Genomic DNA, 16,511 nt, shown 5'->3' with positions numbered 1-16,511 from the left:
CGTACCGCTCTCTAACCTCGCCTGGCGACCAGCGCGTCGCCGGCAAGAATGTCGGTGCCGTGTGGTTCGCTGCGGGGGTACTCGGTACCGCGTGCGGTGCCGACAGCAGGGGGGCGCAATGTCGATCTCGGAGGACGTCCGGCCGGCCGGCGACGGTCCGGACGACGAGCCGCACCCGCGGCCACCCCGACAGCAGCACGAGCCGAGCGCCGCCGACTTCGAGCGCACCCCGCCGCAGGACGTCGCCGCCGAGCAGTGCGTGCTCGGCGGCATGCTGCTGAGCAAGGACGCCATCGCCGACGTCGTCGAGATCCTCAAGACCAACGACTTCTACCAGCCCAAACACGGCATCGTCTTCGACGCCATCCTCGATCTGTACGGGCGGGGCGAGCCGGCCGACCTGATCACCGTGGCGTCCGCGCTGGTCGACTCCGGCGACATCGGCCGGGTCGGCGGCGCCGGCTACCTGCACACCCTGGTCTCCGCCGTGCCCACCGCGGCCAACGCCGCGTACTACGCGCGTATCGTCGCCGACCGCGCGATGCTGCGCCGGCTGATCGAGGCCGGCACCCGGGTCACCCAGCTCGGCTACGGCGCGGCCGCCGGTGCCGGCCGGGACATCGACGACGTGATCGACATGGCCCAGCAGGCCGTGTACGACGTGACCGAGCGCCGGGTCTCGGAAGACTTCGCCCCGCTGAACGAGCTGCTGCAGCCCACGCTGGACGAGATCGAGGCGATCGGCGCCAACGGCGGCGTGATGACCGGTGTGCCCACCGGCTTCACCGACCTCGACAACCTCCTCAACGGCCTCCACCCGGGCCAGCTGATCATCGTCGCCGGCCGCCCCGGCCTGGGCAAGGCGCTGGCGCTGGACACCCCGCTGCCCACACCCGACGGCTGGACCACCATGGGGGAGGTCCAGGTCGGCGACCGGTTGATCGGCGCCGACGGCCGGCCGACCCGGGTGGTCGCCGCAACCGAGGTGATGCAGGACCGTCCCTGCTACGAGGTCGAGTTCTCGGACGGCACCGTCATCGTCGCCGATGCCCAGCACCAGTGGCGAACCAGCACCCGGGCCAGCCGCCGGCAGCGCTCCGAGGGGAATCGGAGCCTGCGCTGGTCGATGGAGGGCATGCACCGGCTGCGGCAGGCTCGTGCCGCCGCCGAGCAAGGGCCCGACCAGTGGGTGGCACTGTCGGCGGTGACCGCCGATTTCGGCGCCGAGTTCCGGCACGTGCTGCACACCGTCGCCGGGGCGGTGGGAAGTGCCGGCAGCGTCACCCGGACCTACCAGCGCGGCGGCCGTTCCTGGTCCCGCGCCGTTCCCGCGTACTCGCGGCAGGCGGTGCTGTCCGCCCTGCATGACCGGGCCGTCGTCCCGATCGACGACGGCCAGACGGTGCGGCACCGGGAGGTGGTCACCACCGAGGAGATCGCCGCCTCGGTGCGTTGCCCGGACGGCCGACCCAACCACGCGATCGCCGTGGCCGGCCCGGCCGAGCTACCCGAACGTGAGCTTCCGATTCCCGCCTACACGCTGGGGATATGGCTCGGGGACGGAGACTCCGCCGGGAACCGGTACACGTCCGCAGACCCGGAGATCGCCGAGTACGTTCGGGACGAGGGAATGCAGGTCACCGCGCTGGGCGGACTCCGGTACTCGATCAAGCTGCCGGCGCCCGCCGCCATCCCGAACCGATCCTGTGCGGTCTGCGGTCGCGAGTTCCGTCCCAAGGCGAGCAACGTGCGCACCTGCGGTCGAAGCTGCGATGGCAGGGCCCGGTTCGTGTCCGCCGCCGAGCCGGAGCCGAACTGCCCGGACTGCGGCGGGCCGGCGACCGGTGCCGGTGCCGGTCGGCGGCAGTGCCGCGACTGCCGTGCTCGGAGCGGTTCGTTCACCGCGCGGCTCCGATCGCTCGGTGTGTACGACGACAAGCACATTCCGCGCGACTACCTGCGGGCCTCCGAGCGGCAGCGGCGTGCGTTGCTCGCCGGCCTGCTCGACTCCGACGGGTACGCGATGCCGTCGGGCACCGTGCAGTTCGCGGTGACCTGCCGCCGACTCGCGTACGACGTTCGCGAGCTGGTGCTGAGCCTGGGCTACCAGGTCTCGATGTCGACCAAACGGGTCGACGGCCGCCGCGAGGCGAGCTCGATCTGCTACATGCTCACGTTCACGCCGGCCGAGCCGGTGTTCCGGCTGCGGCGCAAGCTGGTGCGACAGCGCGGTGCGACCCGGGTGACGACGCGCCGCCGGTACGTCGTGGACGTGCGGCCGGTGGCCAGCGTGCCGGTGCGGTGCGTGCAGGTGGACAGCGCCGACCACATGTACCTGGCCAGCGAATCCTGGATCCCTACCCACAACTCCACCGTGGCGATGGATTTTGCCCGGGCGTGTTCGATCAAGAACAACATGGCCAGCGTCATCTTCAGCCTGGAGATGAGCAAGGTCGAGATCGTGATGCGGCTGCTGTCGGCGGAGGCGCGGGTGCCGCTGCACACGCTGCGGTCCGGGCAGCTGTCCGACGACGACTGGACCAAGCTGGCCCGACGGATGGGCGAGATCTCCGAGGCGCCGCTGTTCTGCGACGACACCCCGAACATGAACCTGATGGAGGTGCGGTCCAAGGCCCGGCGGTTGAAGCAGCGGCACGACATCAAGCTGATCGTGGTCGACTACCTGCAGCTGATGAGCGGGCCGAAGCGGGCGGAGAGCCGGCAGCAGGAGGTCGCCGAGCTGTCCCGTGGCCTGAAGCTGCTGGCCAAGGAGGTCGACTGCCCGGTGATCGCGGCCTGCCAGCTCAACCGCGGCCCCGAACAACGCACCGACAAACGCCCTCAACTGTCCGATCTGAGGGAAAGCGGATCGATCGAGCAGGATGCGGATGTTGTCCTGCTCTTGCACCGTGAGGACTACTACGACAAGGAGACGCCGCGCGCCGGGGAGGCGGACTTTATTGTCGCCAAGCATCGAAACGGGCCGACCGACACGATCACGGTGGCGGCACAGCTGCACCTGTCCCGGTTCGTCGACATGGCGGTCAGCTGACCCTCGCCGGCAGGGTGCCGGCCGCCCGCCCGTGGGCCCCGTCGTAGGGAAACGGGATGGGCGAGGGCGGCCGATCAGGTAGTGGGCAAAACGCGGCCGGCGTGGTCAACTTGATGCGTTAGCCGCGTGTCCCGTCGTGGGACCCGACGCGCCGACGATCCTTTCGCCACACGCCGAGCCACCCGAGCCGGGGCAGCGGGTCCTGCACACCGGGAAGGGCTCGGAGCTGTCGCGGTGCCTCGCTGGTTCGATGACGCCCCGGCAGCCCTCGCAACAGGGCGACCCGCAACGGGCCGCCGAGGATCGCATCGGTAGGGGAGATGAGGGCGCGATGGCGAGCGCTCCAGGGATCGAACAGCATCCAGACCTCGTCGAGCTGCGCGACAAGTACGAGCGCGCCGCGGCACGGCCGATGGTGCAGGTGCTGGACGGGCTGACCGTGCTGGCCGGGCTGTATCTGGCGATCTCGCCGTGGGTGCTGGGCTTCAACGGCCTGCACGCGCTGGCGGCGAGCAACCTGATCGTCGGCCTGGCGTACTGCGCGATGGCGATGGGATTCGTCGCCGCCTTCGGCCGTACGCACGGGATCGCGTGGACGGCGCCGATCATGGGCGTCTGGGTGATCGTGTCGCCGTGGGTGATCCGTGGGGTGGACGCGAGTACCACCACCACGATGATCAACAACATCATCGTCGGCGCGGTGTGCGTGCTGCTCGGGCTGGCCGCGATGTCGGTGGGTACCCGGCGGATGATGCCGCACCGGTGACCCTGCGGTACCAACGCAACGACGGCGCGCGCCCCGGAGGACCGGGAGCGCGCGCCGCCGTATCCGGTCGCTCAGCGACGGGCTTCGACGACGGTGTTGCCGCTCATCACCGTGCGGGTCATCGGACGCTGCAGGAACTCGTGCGGGAAGCCGAGCGGGACGGAGCTGGCCGCGTCCAGCGCCGCGAGCTGGTCGGCGGTGAACTCGATGTCCAGCGCCCCCAGGTTGTCCTCCAGCTGTGCCAGGGTGCGTACGCCGAGGATCGGTGCGGTGACCGCCGGATTCTGCAGGTCCCAGGCGATCGCCACCCGGGACGGGGTGGTGTCGAGTTCGGCGGCGACCTTCGCGACGGCGTCGGCGATGTCGAGTGCGCGTTCGGTCAGCGCACCGTTGCCGGCCGCGATGTCGCGCCGGCTGCCGGTCGGTGACCCGGTCCCCGCGGCAACCAGGTCACTCCGGTCGTACTTGCCGGTGAGGACGCCGGAGGCGAGCGGCGACCACGGTACGACGCCGAGCCCCAGTTCGGCCGCCATCGGGATCAGTTCGCGTTCCACGGTGCGCTCGACCAGGCTGTACTCGATCTGCAGGGCGACCAGCGGGGACCAGCCGCGCAGGTCGGCGATCGCCTGCATCCGGGAGACCTGCCAGGCCGGCGTGTCCGAGATCCCGACGTAGACCACCTTGCCGCTGCGGACCAGGTCGTCCATCCCCCGCAGTACCTCCTCGACCGGGGTGGTCGAGTCCCAGGCGTGCAGGTAGAGCAGGTCGATGTAGTCGGTGCCGAGCCGGCGCAGGCTGTCCTCGACCGAGCGGACCATGTTGCGCCGGTGGTTGCCGCCGGCGTTCGGGTTGCCCGGGTCGGTGTTGCTGGTGTACTTGGTGGCGATGACGAACCGGTCGCGCCGGCCGGCGGCCGTCTCGCCGACCAGCCGCTCCGACGTCCCGTTCGTGTACACGTCGGCGGTGTCGATGAAGTTGCCGCCCCGGTCGACGTACGCGTCGACGATGCGCCGGGTCTCGTCCCGGTCGGCGCCCCAACCCCAGTCGCTACCGAAGGTCATCGCGCCGAGCGCGAGCGGCGAGACGCGCAGGCCGGAGCGGCCGAGCAGACGGTACCGGTCGAGGGAGGGTGTGGTGTGTGCCATGGTGTCGCTCCTGATGCGTTCGCTGACTTCCTGAGCACCAGCTTCGCCGAGCGGCGGCTCGACGTTCAGGGACGACGTTTCCTGGGAAAGCGGATCCCAGGCTGAGCGATGTGGCCGGGCGTTCGGCGTGGGGTGGGCCCGGCGCTGGGCCCGAGGCACGGCCGGCGCCGGGCGGCAGGGTCGCTGGTGGTCGGCGGCGTGCCCGGCGGCTCGTAGGCTGGGTGCATGACGGAGACGGTGGACGTCAGTGCGGAGTTGGCGGCATTCCTGCGGACCAGGCGGGAGCGGCTGACCCCGGCCGAGGTGGGGCTGCCGGTGACGGGACGCCGGCGTACGCCGGGGCTGCGCCGCGAGGAGGTCGCGGAGCTGGCGAACGTGAGCGTCGACTACGTGGTGCGGCTGGAGCAGGCGCGCGGGTTGCGGCCGTCCGCGGAGGTGCTGGAGGCGTTGTGCCGGGCCCTGCGGCTGACCACCGACGAGCGGTCGTACCTGTTCGATCTGGTCCGGCAGCGTCCCGCGGACCGGCCGTCGGATCGGCCGGTGTTCCCGGCGGCGGCGGCCCGGTTGGTGCACGACCTGTCGCCGCTGCCGGCGATGCTGATCGACCACCGCTTCGACGTGCTGGCGTGGAACGCCGAGATGAGCCGGGTGATGCTGGGGCTGGACACGCTGCCGGCGCAGTCGTTGAACACGATGCGGTTGTGCCTGATGGATAGCCGGTTCGAGCATTTCTACGTGGAGCGGGAGCGGGTGATCCGGGAGGGCATCGCCGATCTGCGGGCCGCCTGGGCCGCGCATCCGGACGATGCGGAGCTGGCCGCGCTGCTGGACGAGCTGGTCTCGGCCAGCCCGGAGTTCGCCCGGCTGTGGGAGCTGCATGCGGTCCGGGTGAACGGGCGGGGCCGCAAGCCGATGCTGCACCCGGAGTTCGGCCCGCTCACGGTCGACTACGAGGTGCTGCTGCCGATGTCGGAGCCGGACCTGCGCGTCGTGCTGTACCGGGCGGCCGACGAGGTGTCGCAGCGGGTGCTGGACACGATCGCCCGGGAGGCGACCCCGACCGCCGTCGGCTGACGACCACCACCGGCTCGCGGCGACGTCAGTCGGCGGCGGTGGCCTGGGGTTCGGTGAGCGTCTGGTGCAGCCAGTCCTCCACCCCGGCCACGTGAACGGTCGCCCAGGCGCGGGCCACGTCCGGGCTGCGGCTGACCATGGCGGCGTGGATCGCGGCGTGCTGTTCCCGGGTGCGCTGCACGGCGCCTTCCTGGGTGAGGCCGCGCCAGACCCTGGCCCGTACGGTCGGGGCGGACAGGCTCTCCAGCAGGCTGGCCAGGGACGGATTGCCGGCGCCGACGGCGATCTCGCGGTGGAACCGCAGGTCGTTCGCGACCAGCTCGTCGACGCTGGGGTCGTCCGGCAGCTCGGCCAGGATGGCGCCGAGCGTTTCGAGCTGCTGGTCGGTCATCCGCCGGGTGGCGAGTTCGGTGGCGGCCGGTTCGAGGATGTGCCGGATCTCCAGGAACTGGCGGATGCTGTCGTCCCGGTGGAAGTCGACGACGAAGCTCATCGTCTCCAGCAGCAGCTGCGGTTCCAGGCTGGTGACGTAGGTGCCGTCGCCCTGCCGCACGTCGAGCACGTGGATCAGCGACAGCGCGCGGACCGCCTCGCGCAACGAGTTGCGGGACAGGCCGAGCCGGTCGGCGAGGTCGGCTTCCTTGGGCAGCCGGTCACCGGGGCGCAGCTCACCGGACGTGATCATGTTCTTGATCCGGTTGATCGCCTCGTCGGTCAGCGCCATCCAGCCCTCCAGCTGCCGGGCGGTGCCCCGCGGCAGCCGGGCCCCCGTCTCCACGACCGCGCGCGGTGCGGTTGGTCGGCGCACCCGGCGCGCCGCGGCGCCCGCTGACGCCGCGGCGTGCCGAGCCTGCGATGGCTCGTCTAGTCGAACAGGTCCTCGAGGAAGCTGCGGCGCTTCCGGCGCTGCCCATGGTCCGGGTGGCGTCGCTCATCGTACCGGCGGGTTTCCTGCCGGCCGCGCGCGTCGTGTGGCCGTTGGTGGTCGCCCGGGCCGTACCAGCCCTGCTCGGCGTTGATCAGGTGTTCCAGCTCGCCGCGGTCGAGGAACAGGCCGCGGCAGTCGGTGCACTGGTCGACGGTGACGCCGTTGCGTTCGTACTGGCGCATCTGTCCTTGGCACTTCGGGCAGATCAGATCCATCGGGCAACGGTAGCCGAGCGATCAGCCGATCCACCAAGCCCGATAAGGCTCCGTTGAGGTTGCGCGGCCGCGGCGGGGTCAGCTCAGCAGTCCGTGCACCTCGGCATCGGAGATCTGCCGGAAGTCCTGGTAGAACCGGCCGACCGCGTCGAAGTTCTCCGGCCGGTACGGGCAGACCAGCTCGTCCACGACCGTCGCCAGCGACCGGGCCGCGTCGGGTGCGGCGACCGGTACGCCGAGCACGGTGGTGGTGGCGCCGCGGCGCCGGGCCACCTCGACCGCGGCCCGCGCCGTCGCGCCGGTCGCCAGGCCGTCGTCGACCAGTACGGCGGTGCGGCCGGACAGGTCCGCAGCCGGGTGGTCGGCGTGGTAGCGGGCGTCCTGCCGGGCCAGCTCGTCGCGTTCGGTGGCGATCACGGTGTCGATCTCGTCGACGGACAGGCGGTCGGCGAACTCGGTGAACACCACGACCTCGTCCGGCCCGATCGCGCCGAACGCCACCTCCGGCGCCCACGGCACGCCGAGCTTGCGCACCACCAGTACGTCCAGCGGGGTGCCGAGCCGGCCGGCGACCTCGGCGGCCACCGGCATCCCGCCCCGGGCCAGCCCGAGTACGACGACGTCGGTGTGGCCGGCGTGCCAGCCGAGCAGCGCCGCGAGCGCGGCACCCGCCTCCCGCCGGTCCCGGTATGTCCGGTCGACGACCGGGCCGGCGAGCCGATGTCGGGGTCGCGACCGCATCTCTCCTGTCTACGCCGGATCCATCGCGGTCGCGACTCGAACGCCGACATGCCGTACCTTGTCGACCGGTTCGCGGGGTATGCGCAGTGCCACCGCCCAGACCGCGTACGCGGCGGGGTAGAGCAGGTAGCCGAACCGGGTCGCCGGCGCCAGGCAGATCGCGAGCAGCATCGCCGCGGTCACCCGCCACGCCACGGTGGCGACATCGGCCGGCGGCCGGACCAGCAGGTGGATCACGAACGCCAGGCCGGCCGCGACCAGCAGGCCGGCCGCGACGACCTGCCCGCCCGGTAGCAGGACGGCGATCAGGTGGCCGGGCAGGTTGCTCGCGGCGGGGCTCTCGGCCAGGCCGCGCCCGAGCGGGTAGCGGACCAGGTTCTCCAGCACCCCGTCCGGGTCGCGCAGCGCGATCGGGCCGAGCGTGACGACCGGCAGGGCCAGTGCCGGCGTCAGGTACCAGCCGAGCGACCGGCCGCCGGCCCGGAACCCGACGAACACCGCCAGCACCACCAGTACCGGCAGGGCGAACAGCTTCATCGCCGCGGCGTCGCCGACGACCAGACCGGACAGCAACCACCAGACGGCGCCACCCCGGTCGTCCACCCGCGCGCGGACCGCGAAGGCGAGCCCGAGCAGGCACAGCGCGAGTACCGGCAGGTCGTCGCCGCCGGTGGCCAGGGTCAGCGCGCAGACCGGGAACAGCGTCGCCACCTGCGCGGCGCGGACCAGTACCGAGGCGGGGGCGAGCCGGCGCAGCAGTACCAGGGCGGCGACGATCGCGGCGGCGGTCACCAGGGCGAAGCCGACCCGGGCGTCGGTCCACCACTGGTCCCCCGCGTACCGCCGGGGCAGCCCGAACACCGCGATGCCCGGGTTGTACGGCACGTAGGCGAGGTAGCCGAGCGACGGCAGCGCGCCGACGATGCCGTCGTGGGACAGGTACGGGCTGCCGGTGTCGACGAGCCGTGCCCCGGCCATCTCGACGACGGTCACCTCGTCCTGAGCCCGGCCGCTGGCACCGGCGGCCCGCTGGGCCGCCTCGATCAGCAGTGGCAGCAGCGTGGTGGCGGCCCAGCCGGCGAACACCAGCACCATGCGTACCGCGGGCCGGGCCAGGCCGCGGCCGGCGAACCGTTGGACGACGGCGAGCACGGTCAGCGCCAGGTAGCCGAACACCGCGATCCGGCCCCACTGGGCGTGCGCCGGCATCCCGGTGTTGAACGCGATGATGCCGGCATAGCCGGCGGAAACCGCGTACAGCGCGATGTCGACCACCGTGCCCCGGCCGGCCCGGTGCGTTGCGCGGGCGATTCCGGTCAGCGTCACGCCGGTCAGTCTGGCATCGCTCCCACCGGCCTCGCACTCCCGGTACGACCCGTCCCGCCGCACCGCCGATCGCCCCGGCCGGCGACGGCCGGAACCGCCCCGGCGCCGGTGGTGGCCCGAACCGGCACGGTCGCCGGCGCGGGTTCGGGGTCGCGGGTTACAGACGGTGTCGGTTGCTGCGGGTCAGCCGGCCCGGTGGGATGCGGATGACCTGCGCGTCCGCGGACATCGGCGGTGCCAGCGGGGTCTCCGCCGCGAGCAGTTCGCCGATCCTGGCGTCGGTCACCGGCCGGGAGAACAGGTAGCCGGAGCCGCACGGGCAGCCCAGCTCGAACAGCAGCGCCCGCTGCCGCTGGCTCTCCACCCCTTCGGCCACCACCGACAGGTCGAGGCTGCGGCCGAGGTCGATCGCGGCGCGGACCACCGCGGCCGGCTCCGGCGAGGTGACCAGGCCGGCGACGAAGCTGCGGTCGATCTTCAGCTCGTCCACCGGCACCCGGGCCAGCATGCCCAGCGAGGAGCTGCCGGTACCGAAGTCGTCCAGGGCGATGCGCACCCCCAGCTCGCGCAGCCCGCGCAGGGTCTCGTCGACGACGTCCAGTCGGCTCAGGTTGCGCGTCTCGGTCAGCTCCAGGGTGAGCTGCTCGGGCGGTACCCCGCTCGCGGTGACCCGCCGCTGCACGACGCGCAGGAAGTCCGGGTCGAGCAGGCTGCGCGGGGACAGGTTCACGGCGACGCCGATCGGGTGCCCGGCCTCGGCCCACTGGTACGCGGCCTCCAGCGCGGTGTCCAGCACCAGCTCGGTGAACTCCGGCAACAGGTCGGAGCGCTCGATCGCGGTGAGGAACTGCCGCGGCGCCATCTCCCCCCGGTACGGGTGTTCCCACCGGGCGAGCGCCTCCGCGGCGCTGATCCGGCCTGAGTTCAGCTCGACGATCGGCAGGTACCGCAGGGCGAACTGGTTGCCGTGCAGCGCCGCGCGCAGCTCACCGCCGAGGGCGAGCCGGCCGACGTCGGCGGTGTCGCGCTGGCGGACGTACTCGGCGAGCCGGCTGCCCTCCCGCTTCGCCTGGTACATCGCCACGTCGGTGCGGCGCAGCAGCTCGCCGACCCCGCCCTGGACCGGGGCGAGCGCGACGCCGGCGCTGCCGCCGACGGTGATGCGGATGCCGTCGACCTCGATCGGCGGGTCCAGCGTGGCCAGCATCTGCCGGGCCCGGTGCACCGCGAGCGCGGGCGCCGGCAGCGCCACGAACAGCACCGCGAACTCGTCGCCCCCGAGCCGTACCACGATGTCGTCGGCGCCGGCCGCGGTGGCCAGCCGCCGGCCGATCGCGGTCAACACCTCGTCCCCGGCGGAGTGCCCGAGGGTGTCGTTGACCTCCTTGAAGTGGTCCAGGTCGATCAGCACCATCGCCTGGGTGCCGCGCGCCGGCCGCTCGGACAGCACCTGCTCGCCCACGTCCAGCAGGTACCGGCGGTTGGCCAGGCCGGTGAGTGGATCGTGCGCCGCGTCGTAGGCGTGCCGGGCCGCGCGTCGCTGCGCCTCGGCGTACGCGTACGCGTTGCGCAGCGCGGTGCCCAGGGCGGCGGCGAAGGTACGCAGTGCGTACCGCTCGCTGTCGCTCAGCCGCACCGTGCCCGCGAACCGGAGCCGCAGCTCCCCCGGTCCGGCGTCGGCGTCGGTCCCGCCGAGCGGCGTCTCGATCGTCTCGGCCTCGCCGGTGGCGGGTGCGTCGGCGGCCGGGCCCGCCCAGGACACGCCCTGCGCGTCGCCGCGGACCAGGCCGTCCGGCTCGGTACCCAGCCGAACCAGCACCTCGACCTCGTCGGCGCCGAACAGCTCGGCGGCGCCGGTCACCGCGGTACCCAACACCTGGGCCAGGTCGACCTCGCTGAACCGGTCGGTCGCCGCGGCCAGCCGCTGCCACGCCTCCCGTTCGGTGTGCGTGCGCAGCCGGTAGGCGTAGGCCAGCCGCAGGAAGACGATCATCGGCGGGATCGCGAACAGCAGCCGCGGGTCGAACCGCAGCACGGCGAGGATGAGGAACGCGATCGCGATGTTGCCGCTGATCGCGATCAACTCGACCCGGTGCAGCGGCATCAGCCGCAGCCGCGTCCCGTTGGCGAGGGCGATCGCGATGCTCACCGACAGCGCGGCGAACAGCGCGTACACCCCGGTCGCGGCGACCAGCGCGACCGCGCCACGCACGCTGAACGGATCCACCCGGGTGCCGGCCACCAGGTAGCTCAGGGTTGCCGCCGCCGTCACCGCGACGACCTGTTTCGCGACGTTGAGGGTGAGCTTGTCCGCGGGGCGGCGACCGATCAGCTCGGCGGCGAGGCGCCCCAACGCCGCCGCCCAGATCATCGTGCTCGGTGGCAGCACGACCAACCCGATGATGACGGCTGCCTCGCCCCAGGCGAACTGCACGCCCTGGCTGCGCAGCCGCAGCTGCACCGGGGCCAGCCCGGCCACCGTGTACAGCGCGAGCATGCCCACCGCGAGCCACAGCGCGCCGGCCGGGCCGGGCAGCTTGGCGGTGGCGACCAGGAGCACGCCGAGCGCCAGCGCGGCGTGTCCGAAGATGTAGCGGCGCAGGGTGGCGTTGCGGGCCGTGGCGGCGTCGGCAGTACTCACGGTGGCAGGTCCCCGGGGCGAAGCGGGTGACGGATGCGCAGATCCTACGCGGATGCGCGGATCGACGTAAGTGACTGTTCGACAACACCACAGTTCGTCGTCAGGTCCAGTTGTGTTCACGCACGGCGTCTCCTTTCGTACGACATGGCCGATGGGGCGCCGGTCAGCTCCAGTTGTGCTCGCGCATCGCGGTCTCCTTTCCGCTGGTCAGGACGGTGTCCGGGTGTTCAGCTCCAGTTGTGCTCGCGCATGACGTGCCCCTTCCTGCTCGTGTTGTCGGCTGCGACATCGGCTCAGCTCCAGTTGTGTTCGCGCACGAGATGTCCTTCCTGCTCGTCGTGTCGGTGTCGGCGGGTCAGCTCCAGTTGTGCTCGCGCATGGCCTGCCCCTTTCTGCTCGTGTTGTCGGCTGCGACATCGGCTCAGCTCCAGTTGTGTTCGCGCATCGCGGTCTCCTTTCCGCTGGTCAGGGCGAGTCCGAGGTGTTCAGCTCCAGTTGTGCTCGCGCATGGCGTGCCCCTTCCTGCTCGTGTTGCCGGCTGCGACATCGGCTCAGCTCCAGTTGTGCTCGCGCACGGCGGTCTCCCTTCCGCTGGTCAGAACGGGTCCGAGGCCCTCAGCTCCAGTTGTGTTCGCGCATGGCGTGCCCCTTTCTGCTGGTCGGGGCGTTGCCCGGGTTGTTCAGCTCCAGTTGTGTTCGCGCACGACGGACCCCCTTCGGTACGTCTCGGGAGTGTGTGCCGGTGCATCGGCGGTCGCATGTCGGCGGCAGCCCAGCGGCGCGGTACGAGGAGCGCGAGGTGCATGCCCGTTTTCGCGGCGTCGTCACGACCGCCCCCCAACGTCGCGCGCGTCGTGGCCGGTGCATGCGGCCCGTTGCGTCGCGGGGCGGGCCGGGGCACCGCCATCTCCGGCAGGAGGAACACCGTCAGCATAGATAGCCGTCTATGGCAGGGCCATGTGCGAAAAGGATGACAGATGATCACTTCCTGGGAGGAAACGGCTCGGTCCCTGGGCGCCGGGCCCGCCGGTGGCGCGGTGGGGCGTACCGATTCGCCCGCCGTGTCGGTCCAGGCCGGCCGGGCTGCGTAGGCTCGTCGTGTGACCGAGTCCAGCGGCCTGACCCATGTGGACGAGACGGGCGCGGCCCGGATGGTGGACGTCTCCGGCAAGGACGTCACCGTCCGCAGTGCCGTCGCTGCCGGCGTGGTGCGTTCCACGACCGAGGTGCTCGACCTGATCCGAACGAACGGACTGGCCAAGGGCGACGCGCTGGGGGTGGCGCGGATCGCCGGCATCATGGCGGCGAAGCGCACGCCGGACCTCGTCCCGCTGTGCCATCCGATCGCCATCCACGGCGTGGTCATCGACCTCGAGCCACAAGAGTCCACAGTGGACATACGGGCGGCGGTGCGGACCGCGGACCGCACCGGCGTCGAGATGGAGGCGCTGACCTCGGTGCTCGCCGCCGGTCTCGCGCTGATCGACATGATCAAGGCGGTCGACCCGGCGGCGCGCATCGACGCGGTCCGGGTGCTGCGCAAGGACGGCGGCAAGACCGGTACCTGGATCCGCCCGGCCGACGACGGGAGGCAGCCGTGACCGACTTCCAGGCCCGGGTCATCGTGGCCTCCAACCGCGCCTCGTCCGGCGGGTACGCCGACACCACCGGGCCGGTGCTCGTCGACGGGCTGCGCCAGCTGGGCGCCACGGTGGCCGAGCCGGTGGTGGTACCGGACGGGGACCCGGTCGAGCGGGCCCTGCGCGAGGCGGTCGCCGCGCGGGTGGACGTCGTCCTCACGACCGGCGGTACCGGCGTCTCCGCCACCGATCGCACCCCGGAGGCGACCGCCCGGGTGGTCGACTACCAGATCCCCGGCATCGCCGAGGCGGTCCGGGCGTACGGGGTGGGAAAGGTGCCGACCGCGGCGCTGTCCCGCGGCATCGCCGGCGTCGCCGGCCGCACCCTGGTGGTCAACCTGGCCGGTTCGCGCGGTGCCGTCGCCGACGGCCTCGTCGTACTCGGCCCGATCCTGGCCCACGCGGTCGACCAGCTCCGGGGCGGCGACCATCCGCGCTCACCGGACGGGCCGACCGCCACGTCGCCGGGCGCCGGCGAGCCGACCACGTCGCTGGCTCCCGGCGGCCCCGCCACCGGCGCGGCGAGCGGTTCGCGTGCCAGCGCTGCCGGAAAGCCCGGCGCCAGTGCTGCCGGCGGTCCGGGAACGGGGGCTCCCGGCACCGGCGCCGATGGCGACGGTGCCGTCGGCTGGGCGGCGGCCCGGACCGCCGCACATACCGCCGGGGCGGCGGCACCGCCGGAGCCGGTCCGGCTGGCGCTGGCCGACGCCACCGGCGCGACCCTCGCCGAACCGGTCCGGGCCCGTACCCCGTTGCCGGCGTTCACCACGGCCAGCGTGGACGGGTACGCGGTGCGTGGGGCGGGGCCGTGGCGGGTGTCCGGCCGGGTGCTCGCCGGCCAGGTCGCGGTCGCGCTGGCCGACGGTATGGCGGTGGAGATCGCCACCGGTGCGATGGTGCCGCCCGGTGCCGACCAGATCATCCGGGTCGAGGACTCGACCCGGAGCGCCGACGGCCTGGTCTCCGGCCAGCCGCGCAGGCCGACGCCGGAGTGGCGGGTCCCGGGCGAGGAGGCGGTCAAGGGCGAGGAACTGCTCCCGGCCGGTACCCCGGTGACGCCCGGGGTGGTCGGCGTCGCCGCCCAGTGCGGGCACGATGACCTGCTGGTGCGCCGCCCGCCCCGCGCCACGGTGCTGGTGTTCGGTGACGAGTTGCTCACCGAGGGCCTGCCGGGTCGCGGCCTGGTGCGCGACTCGCTCGGCCCGCAACTGCCCGGCTGGTTGGCGCGGATCGGTGCGCTGCCAACGGTTTCCGCTCGGCTGACGCCGGTCGGCGACACGCTCGACGCGCACGTGGAGGCGATCGCGACCGCGGCGGGTTCGCACGAGCTGGTGTGCACCACCGGCGGCACCATGCGCGGTCCGGTCGACCACCTGCATCCGGCGCTCGCGCAGCTCGGCGCCGAGTACGTGGTGGACACCGTCGCGGTCCGGCCCGGCTTCCCGATGGTGCTGGCCAAGCTTCCCGGCGGCCGGTTCGTGGCGGGGTTGCCGGGCAACCCGCAGTCGGCCGTGATCGGTCTGCTGACGCTGGTGTGGCCGCTGGTCGCCGGGCTGACCGGGCGATCGGTGCCGCGGTTGAGCCGGGTCCGGCTCGGCGCCGAGATCGCCGGCCGCGGCGACGACACCCACCTCGCGCTCGCCCGGCTGGAACCGGATGGACTGGCGTACCCCTTGCCCCACAACGGATCGGCGATGTTGCGCGGGCTCGCCTGGGCGGACGGCTTCGTGCTGGTACCGCCGGGCGCCACCGGCCGCGCCGGCGAGCCGGCCGAGTTCCTGCCGTTCCCGCTCAGTGCCGGGGAACGGCCATGACCGCGCCCCGCGGGGGTGCCCGGGAGGTGTCGTGGTGACCGAGCTGGTCCGGGTCGAGGTGACCGAGAAACCGCTGGTACCGGCGGAGTTCGAGGAAGCGGTGTCCCGCAGTGCCGCGGGGGCGGTGGTCTCGTTCGCCGGCGTGGTGCGCGACCACGACCACGGTCGTACCGTCCGGGAGCTGACGTACGAAGGGCATCCGAGCGCGGCCGACGTGCTGGGCAAGGTGGTGGCCGACGTGGTGGTGCACTGCCCGGAGCTGCAGGCGGTGGCGGTCGGGCACCGGGTCGGCCCGCTCGCGATCGGGGACGCGGCGCTGGTGGTGGCGGTCGCCTGCGCGCACCGGGGGGCCGCGTTCGACGCCTGCCGGCAGCTGGTGGACGAGGTGAAGGCGCACCTACCGGTGTGGAAGCACCAGCTGTTCGCGGACGGTACCGACGAGTGGGTCAACTGCCCCTGACGCGCCTCTGTCCGGAATGGACGGTTGCACGATGACGGGTTATCGTGGCGGCCGGCAGCTTTCCGTCGCGTCGAACGGTAACGATGCTCTAACGCGTTAGCGCACCGATTCGCGCCGTTGGGTCAGAAACCCGACACTTGACCTCCGCTTCCCTCCAACGGGGCCATTGTGTTACCCATCGCGCCGTCCGGCGGCCTATGGTGTCGCTGGTTGGCACGTCGTACTATGCGGCTTGCCGCCCGGCTCGGTTCGGGTGTCGACCAGACAGTGCACATGGTTCGGTGTTGGAACGGCGAGCGCCCGGTGGGCGGCGTTTCGGTTTGAGGTGACTCCGGGGGCGGAGTCCGCAACCGGCGCCATCGCCGCCCGATGGTGGAATGCATGTGGGGGGAGTGCAGATGAGCATGGTTGCGACGCAGGCTGCCGCCGAAACGGCAGTCCAGGATGATCCACCACTGGTCGCGCGTGGGCTGATGGATGCCTACCGGCGCTGGTGGCAGTCGGTCCAGCAGGTGCACAGCATGTTGGAACTGGGCAGCGGGTCGACCGAGGAGGTCGGTCAGATCCTCGACGAGGAGCGCAACGCGCGGCTCGACTACGCGGCGATGCTGCGCAGTTCCAACCGCCCGGTGGCCGACTACCTGGCCGAGGACAAGGCGTTCCCGCCGCTGTGGCCGACCCCGGAACCGCCGATCGCCCAGCGCTGAGT

Annotated in this window: 12 protein-coding genes and 2 pseudogenes; 8 read left to right on the top strand and 6 right to left on the bottom strand. The window is 72.4% G+C overall.

Annotation, left to right across the window (positions count from 1 at the left end; translation table 11 throughout):
* The first annotated feature begins 118 nt into the window (after positions 1 to 118).
* Together dnaB and Asera_RS05470 are read left to right on the top strand one after the other, a co-directional pair.
* On the top strand, positions 119 to 3,052 hold the full coding sequence (dnaB, locus tag Asera_RS05475; protein ID WP_030445241.1) for a replicative DNA helicase: 2,934 nt from the start codon (positions 119 to 121) through the stop codon (positions 3,050 to 3,052).
* Between the two features lie 331 nt (positions 3,053 to 3,383).
* Entirely contained in the window at positions 3,384 to 3,818 is a 435-nt protein-coding gene (locus tag Asera_RS05470; RefSeq protein WP_030445240.1) for an SPW repeat protein, read from the top strand.
* A 71-nt stretch (positions 3,819 to 3,889) separates the two neighbouring features.
* Here Asera_RS05470 and Asera_RS05465 read toward each other — a convergent pair whose 3' ends face one another.
* Complete coding sequence (locus Asera_RS05465) at positions 3,890 to 4,963, bottom strand: aldo/keto reductase (protein WP_030445239.1); 1,074 nt, start codon at positions 4,961 to 4,963, stop codon at positions 3,890 to 3,892.
* 225 nt (positions 4,964 to 5,188) lie between these two features.
* Here Asera_RS05465 and Asera_RS05460 point away from each other — a divergent pair, with 225 nt between their 5' ends.
* The gene (locus tag Asera_RS05460) at positions 5,189 to 6,037 is read left to right on the top strand and encodes a helix-turn-helix transcriptional regulator (protein ID WP_030445238.1); all 849 of its coding nucleotides are present in this window, start codon (positions 5,189 to 5,191) and stop codon (positions 6,035 to 6,037) included.
* A gap of 25 nt (positions 6,038 to 6,062) precedes the next feature.
* On the opposite strand, the gene Asera_RS05455 is transcribed toward Asera_RS05460, so the two are convergent.
* From Asera_RS05455 to Asera_RS05435, 5 genes are all read right to left on the bottom strand, one after another.
* Positions 6,063 to 6,815, bottom strand: a complete 753-nt coding sequence (locus Asera_RS05455; RefSeq protein WP_244843755.1) for a FadR/GntR family transcriptional regulator — start codon at positions 6,813 to 6,815, stop codon at positions 6,063 to 6,065.
* Positions 6,816 to 6,901: 86 nt separating this feature from the next.
* Entirely contained in the window at positions 6,902 to 7,180 is a 279-nt protein-coding gene (locus tag Asera_RS33860) for a TFIIB-type zinc ribbon-containing protein (RefSeq protein ID WP_051801970.1), read from the bottom strand.
* Between the two features lie 78 nt (positions 7,181 to 7,258).
* Entirely contained in the window at positions 7,259 to 7,921 is a 663-nt protein-coding gene (locus tag Asera_RS05445; protein WP_051801969.1) for a phosphoribosyltransferase, read from the bottom strand.
* A 9-nt stretch (positions 7,922 to 7,930) separates the two neighbouring features.
* Positions 7,931 to 9,247 carry a glycosyltransferase 87 family protein gene (locus Asera_RS05440; RefSeq protein ID WP_244843754.1) on the bottom strand — a complete coding sequence of 439 codons (1,317 nt, stop codon included), beginning with the start codon at positions 9,245 to 9,247 and terminating at the stop codon, positions 7,931 to 7,933.
* A 157-nt stretch (positions 9,248 to 9,404) separates the two neighbouring features.
* Positions 9,405 to 11,888, bottom strand: a complete 2,484-nt coding sequence (locus Asera_RS05435; RefSeq protein ID WP_030445233.1) for a putative bifunctional diguanylate cyclase/phosphodiesterase — start codon at positions 11,886 to 11,888, stop codon at positions 9,405 to 9,407.
* Positions 11,889 to 12,988: 1,100 nt separating this feature from the next.
* Here Asera_RS05435 and moaC point away from each other — a divergent pair.
* The 5 genes and pseudogenes from moaC to Asera_RS05410 all read left to right on the top strand — a co-directional run bounded on the left by moaC (position 12,989) and on the right by Asera_RS05410 (position 16,509).
* Positions 12,989 to 13,489: a cyclic pyranopterin monophosphate synthase MoaC gene (moaC, locus tag Asera_RS05430; protein ID WP_030445232.1), complete on the top strand. Its 501-nt coding sequence runs from the start codon at positions 12,989 to 12,991 to the stop codon at positions 13,487 to 13,489.
* Positions 13,453 to 13,959: pseudogene (locus Asera_RS05425) on the top strand (MogA/MoaB family molybdenum cofactor biosynthesis protein); the annotation flags it as partial. The gene moaC and the pseudogene Asera_RS05425, both read left to right, overlap by 37 nt.
* Positions 13,960 to 14,154: 195 nt before the next feature.
* Positions 14,155 to 15,342, top strand: a pseudogene (locus tag Asera_RS05420) (molybdopterin molybdotransferase MoeA); the annotation flags it as partial.
* Between the two features lie 31 nt (positions 15,343 to 15,373).
* Positions 15,374 to 15,802 (top strand): molybdenum cofactor biosynthesis protein MoaE, encoded by a 429-nt coding sequence (locus tag Asera_RS05415; RefSeq protein ID WP_425305939.1) that lies wholly within the window; start codon positions 15,374 to 15,376, stop codon positions 15,800 to 15,802.
* 398 nt (positions 15,803 to 16,200) lie between these two features.
* On the top strand, positions 16,201 to 16,509 hold the full coding sequence (locus Asera_RS05410; RefSeq protein WP_157034703.1) for a hypothetical protein: 309 nt from the start codon (positions 16,201 to 16,203) through the stop codon (positions 16,507 to 16,509).
* Positions 16,510 to 16,511: the final 2 nt, after the last annotated feature.

Origin of the sequence: Actinocatenispora sera, assembly GCF_018324685.1 — a bacterium.
Classification (GTDB): Bacteria; Actinomycetota; Actinomycetes; order Mycobacteriales; family Micromonosporaceae; genus Actinocatenispora; species Actinocatenispora sera.
The sequence above is the reverse complement of the archived record's forward strand: the minus strand, read 5'-3'. Positions and strand labels throughout refer to the sequence as shown.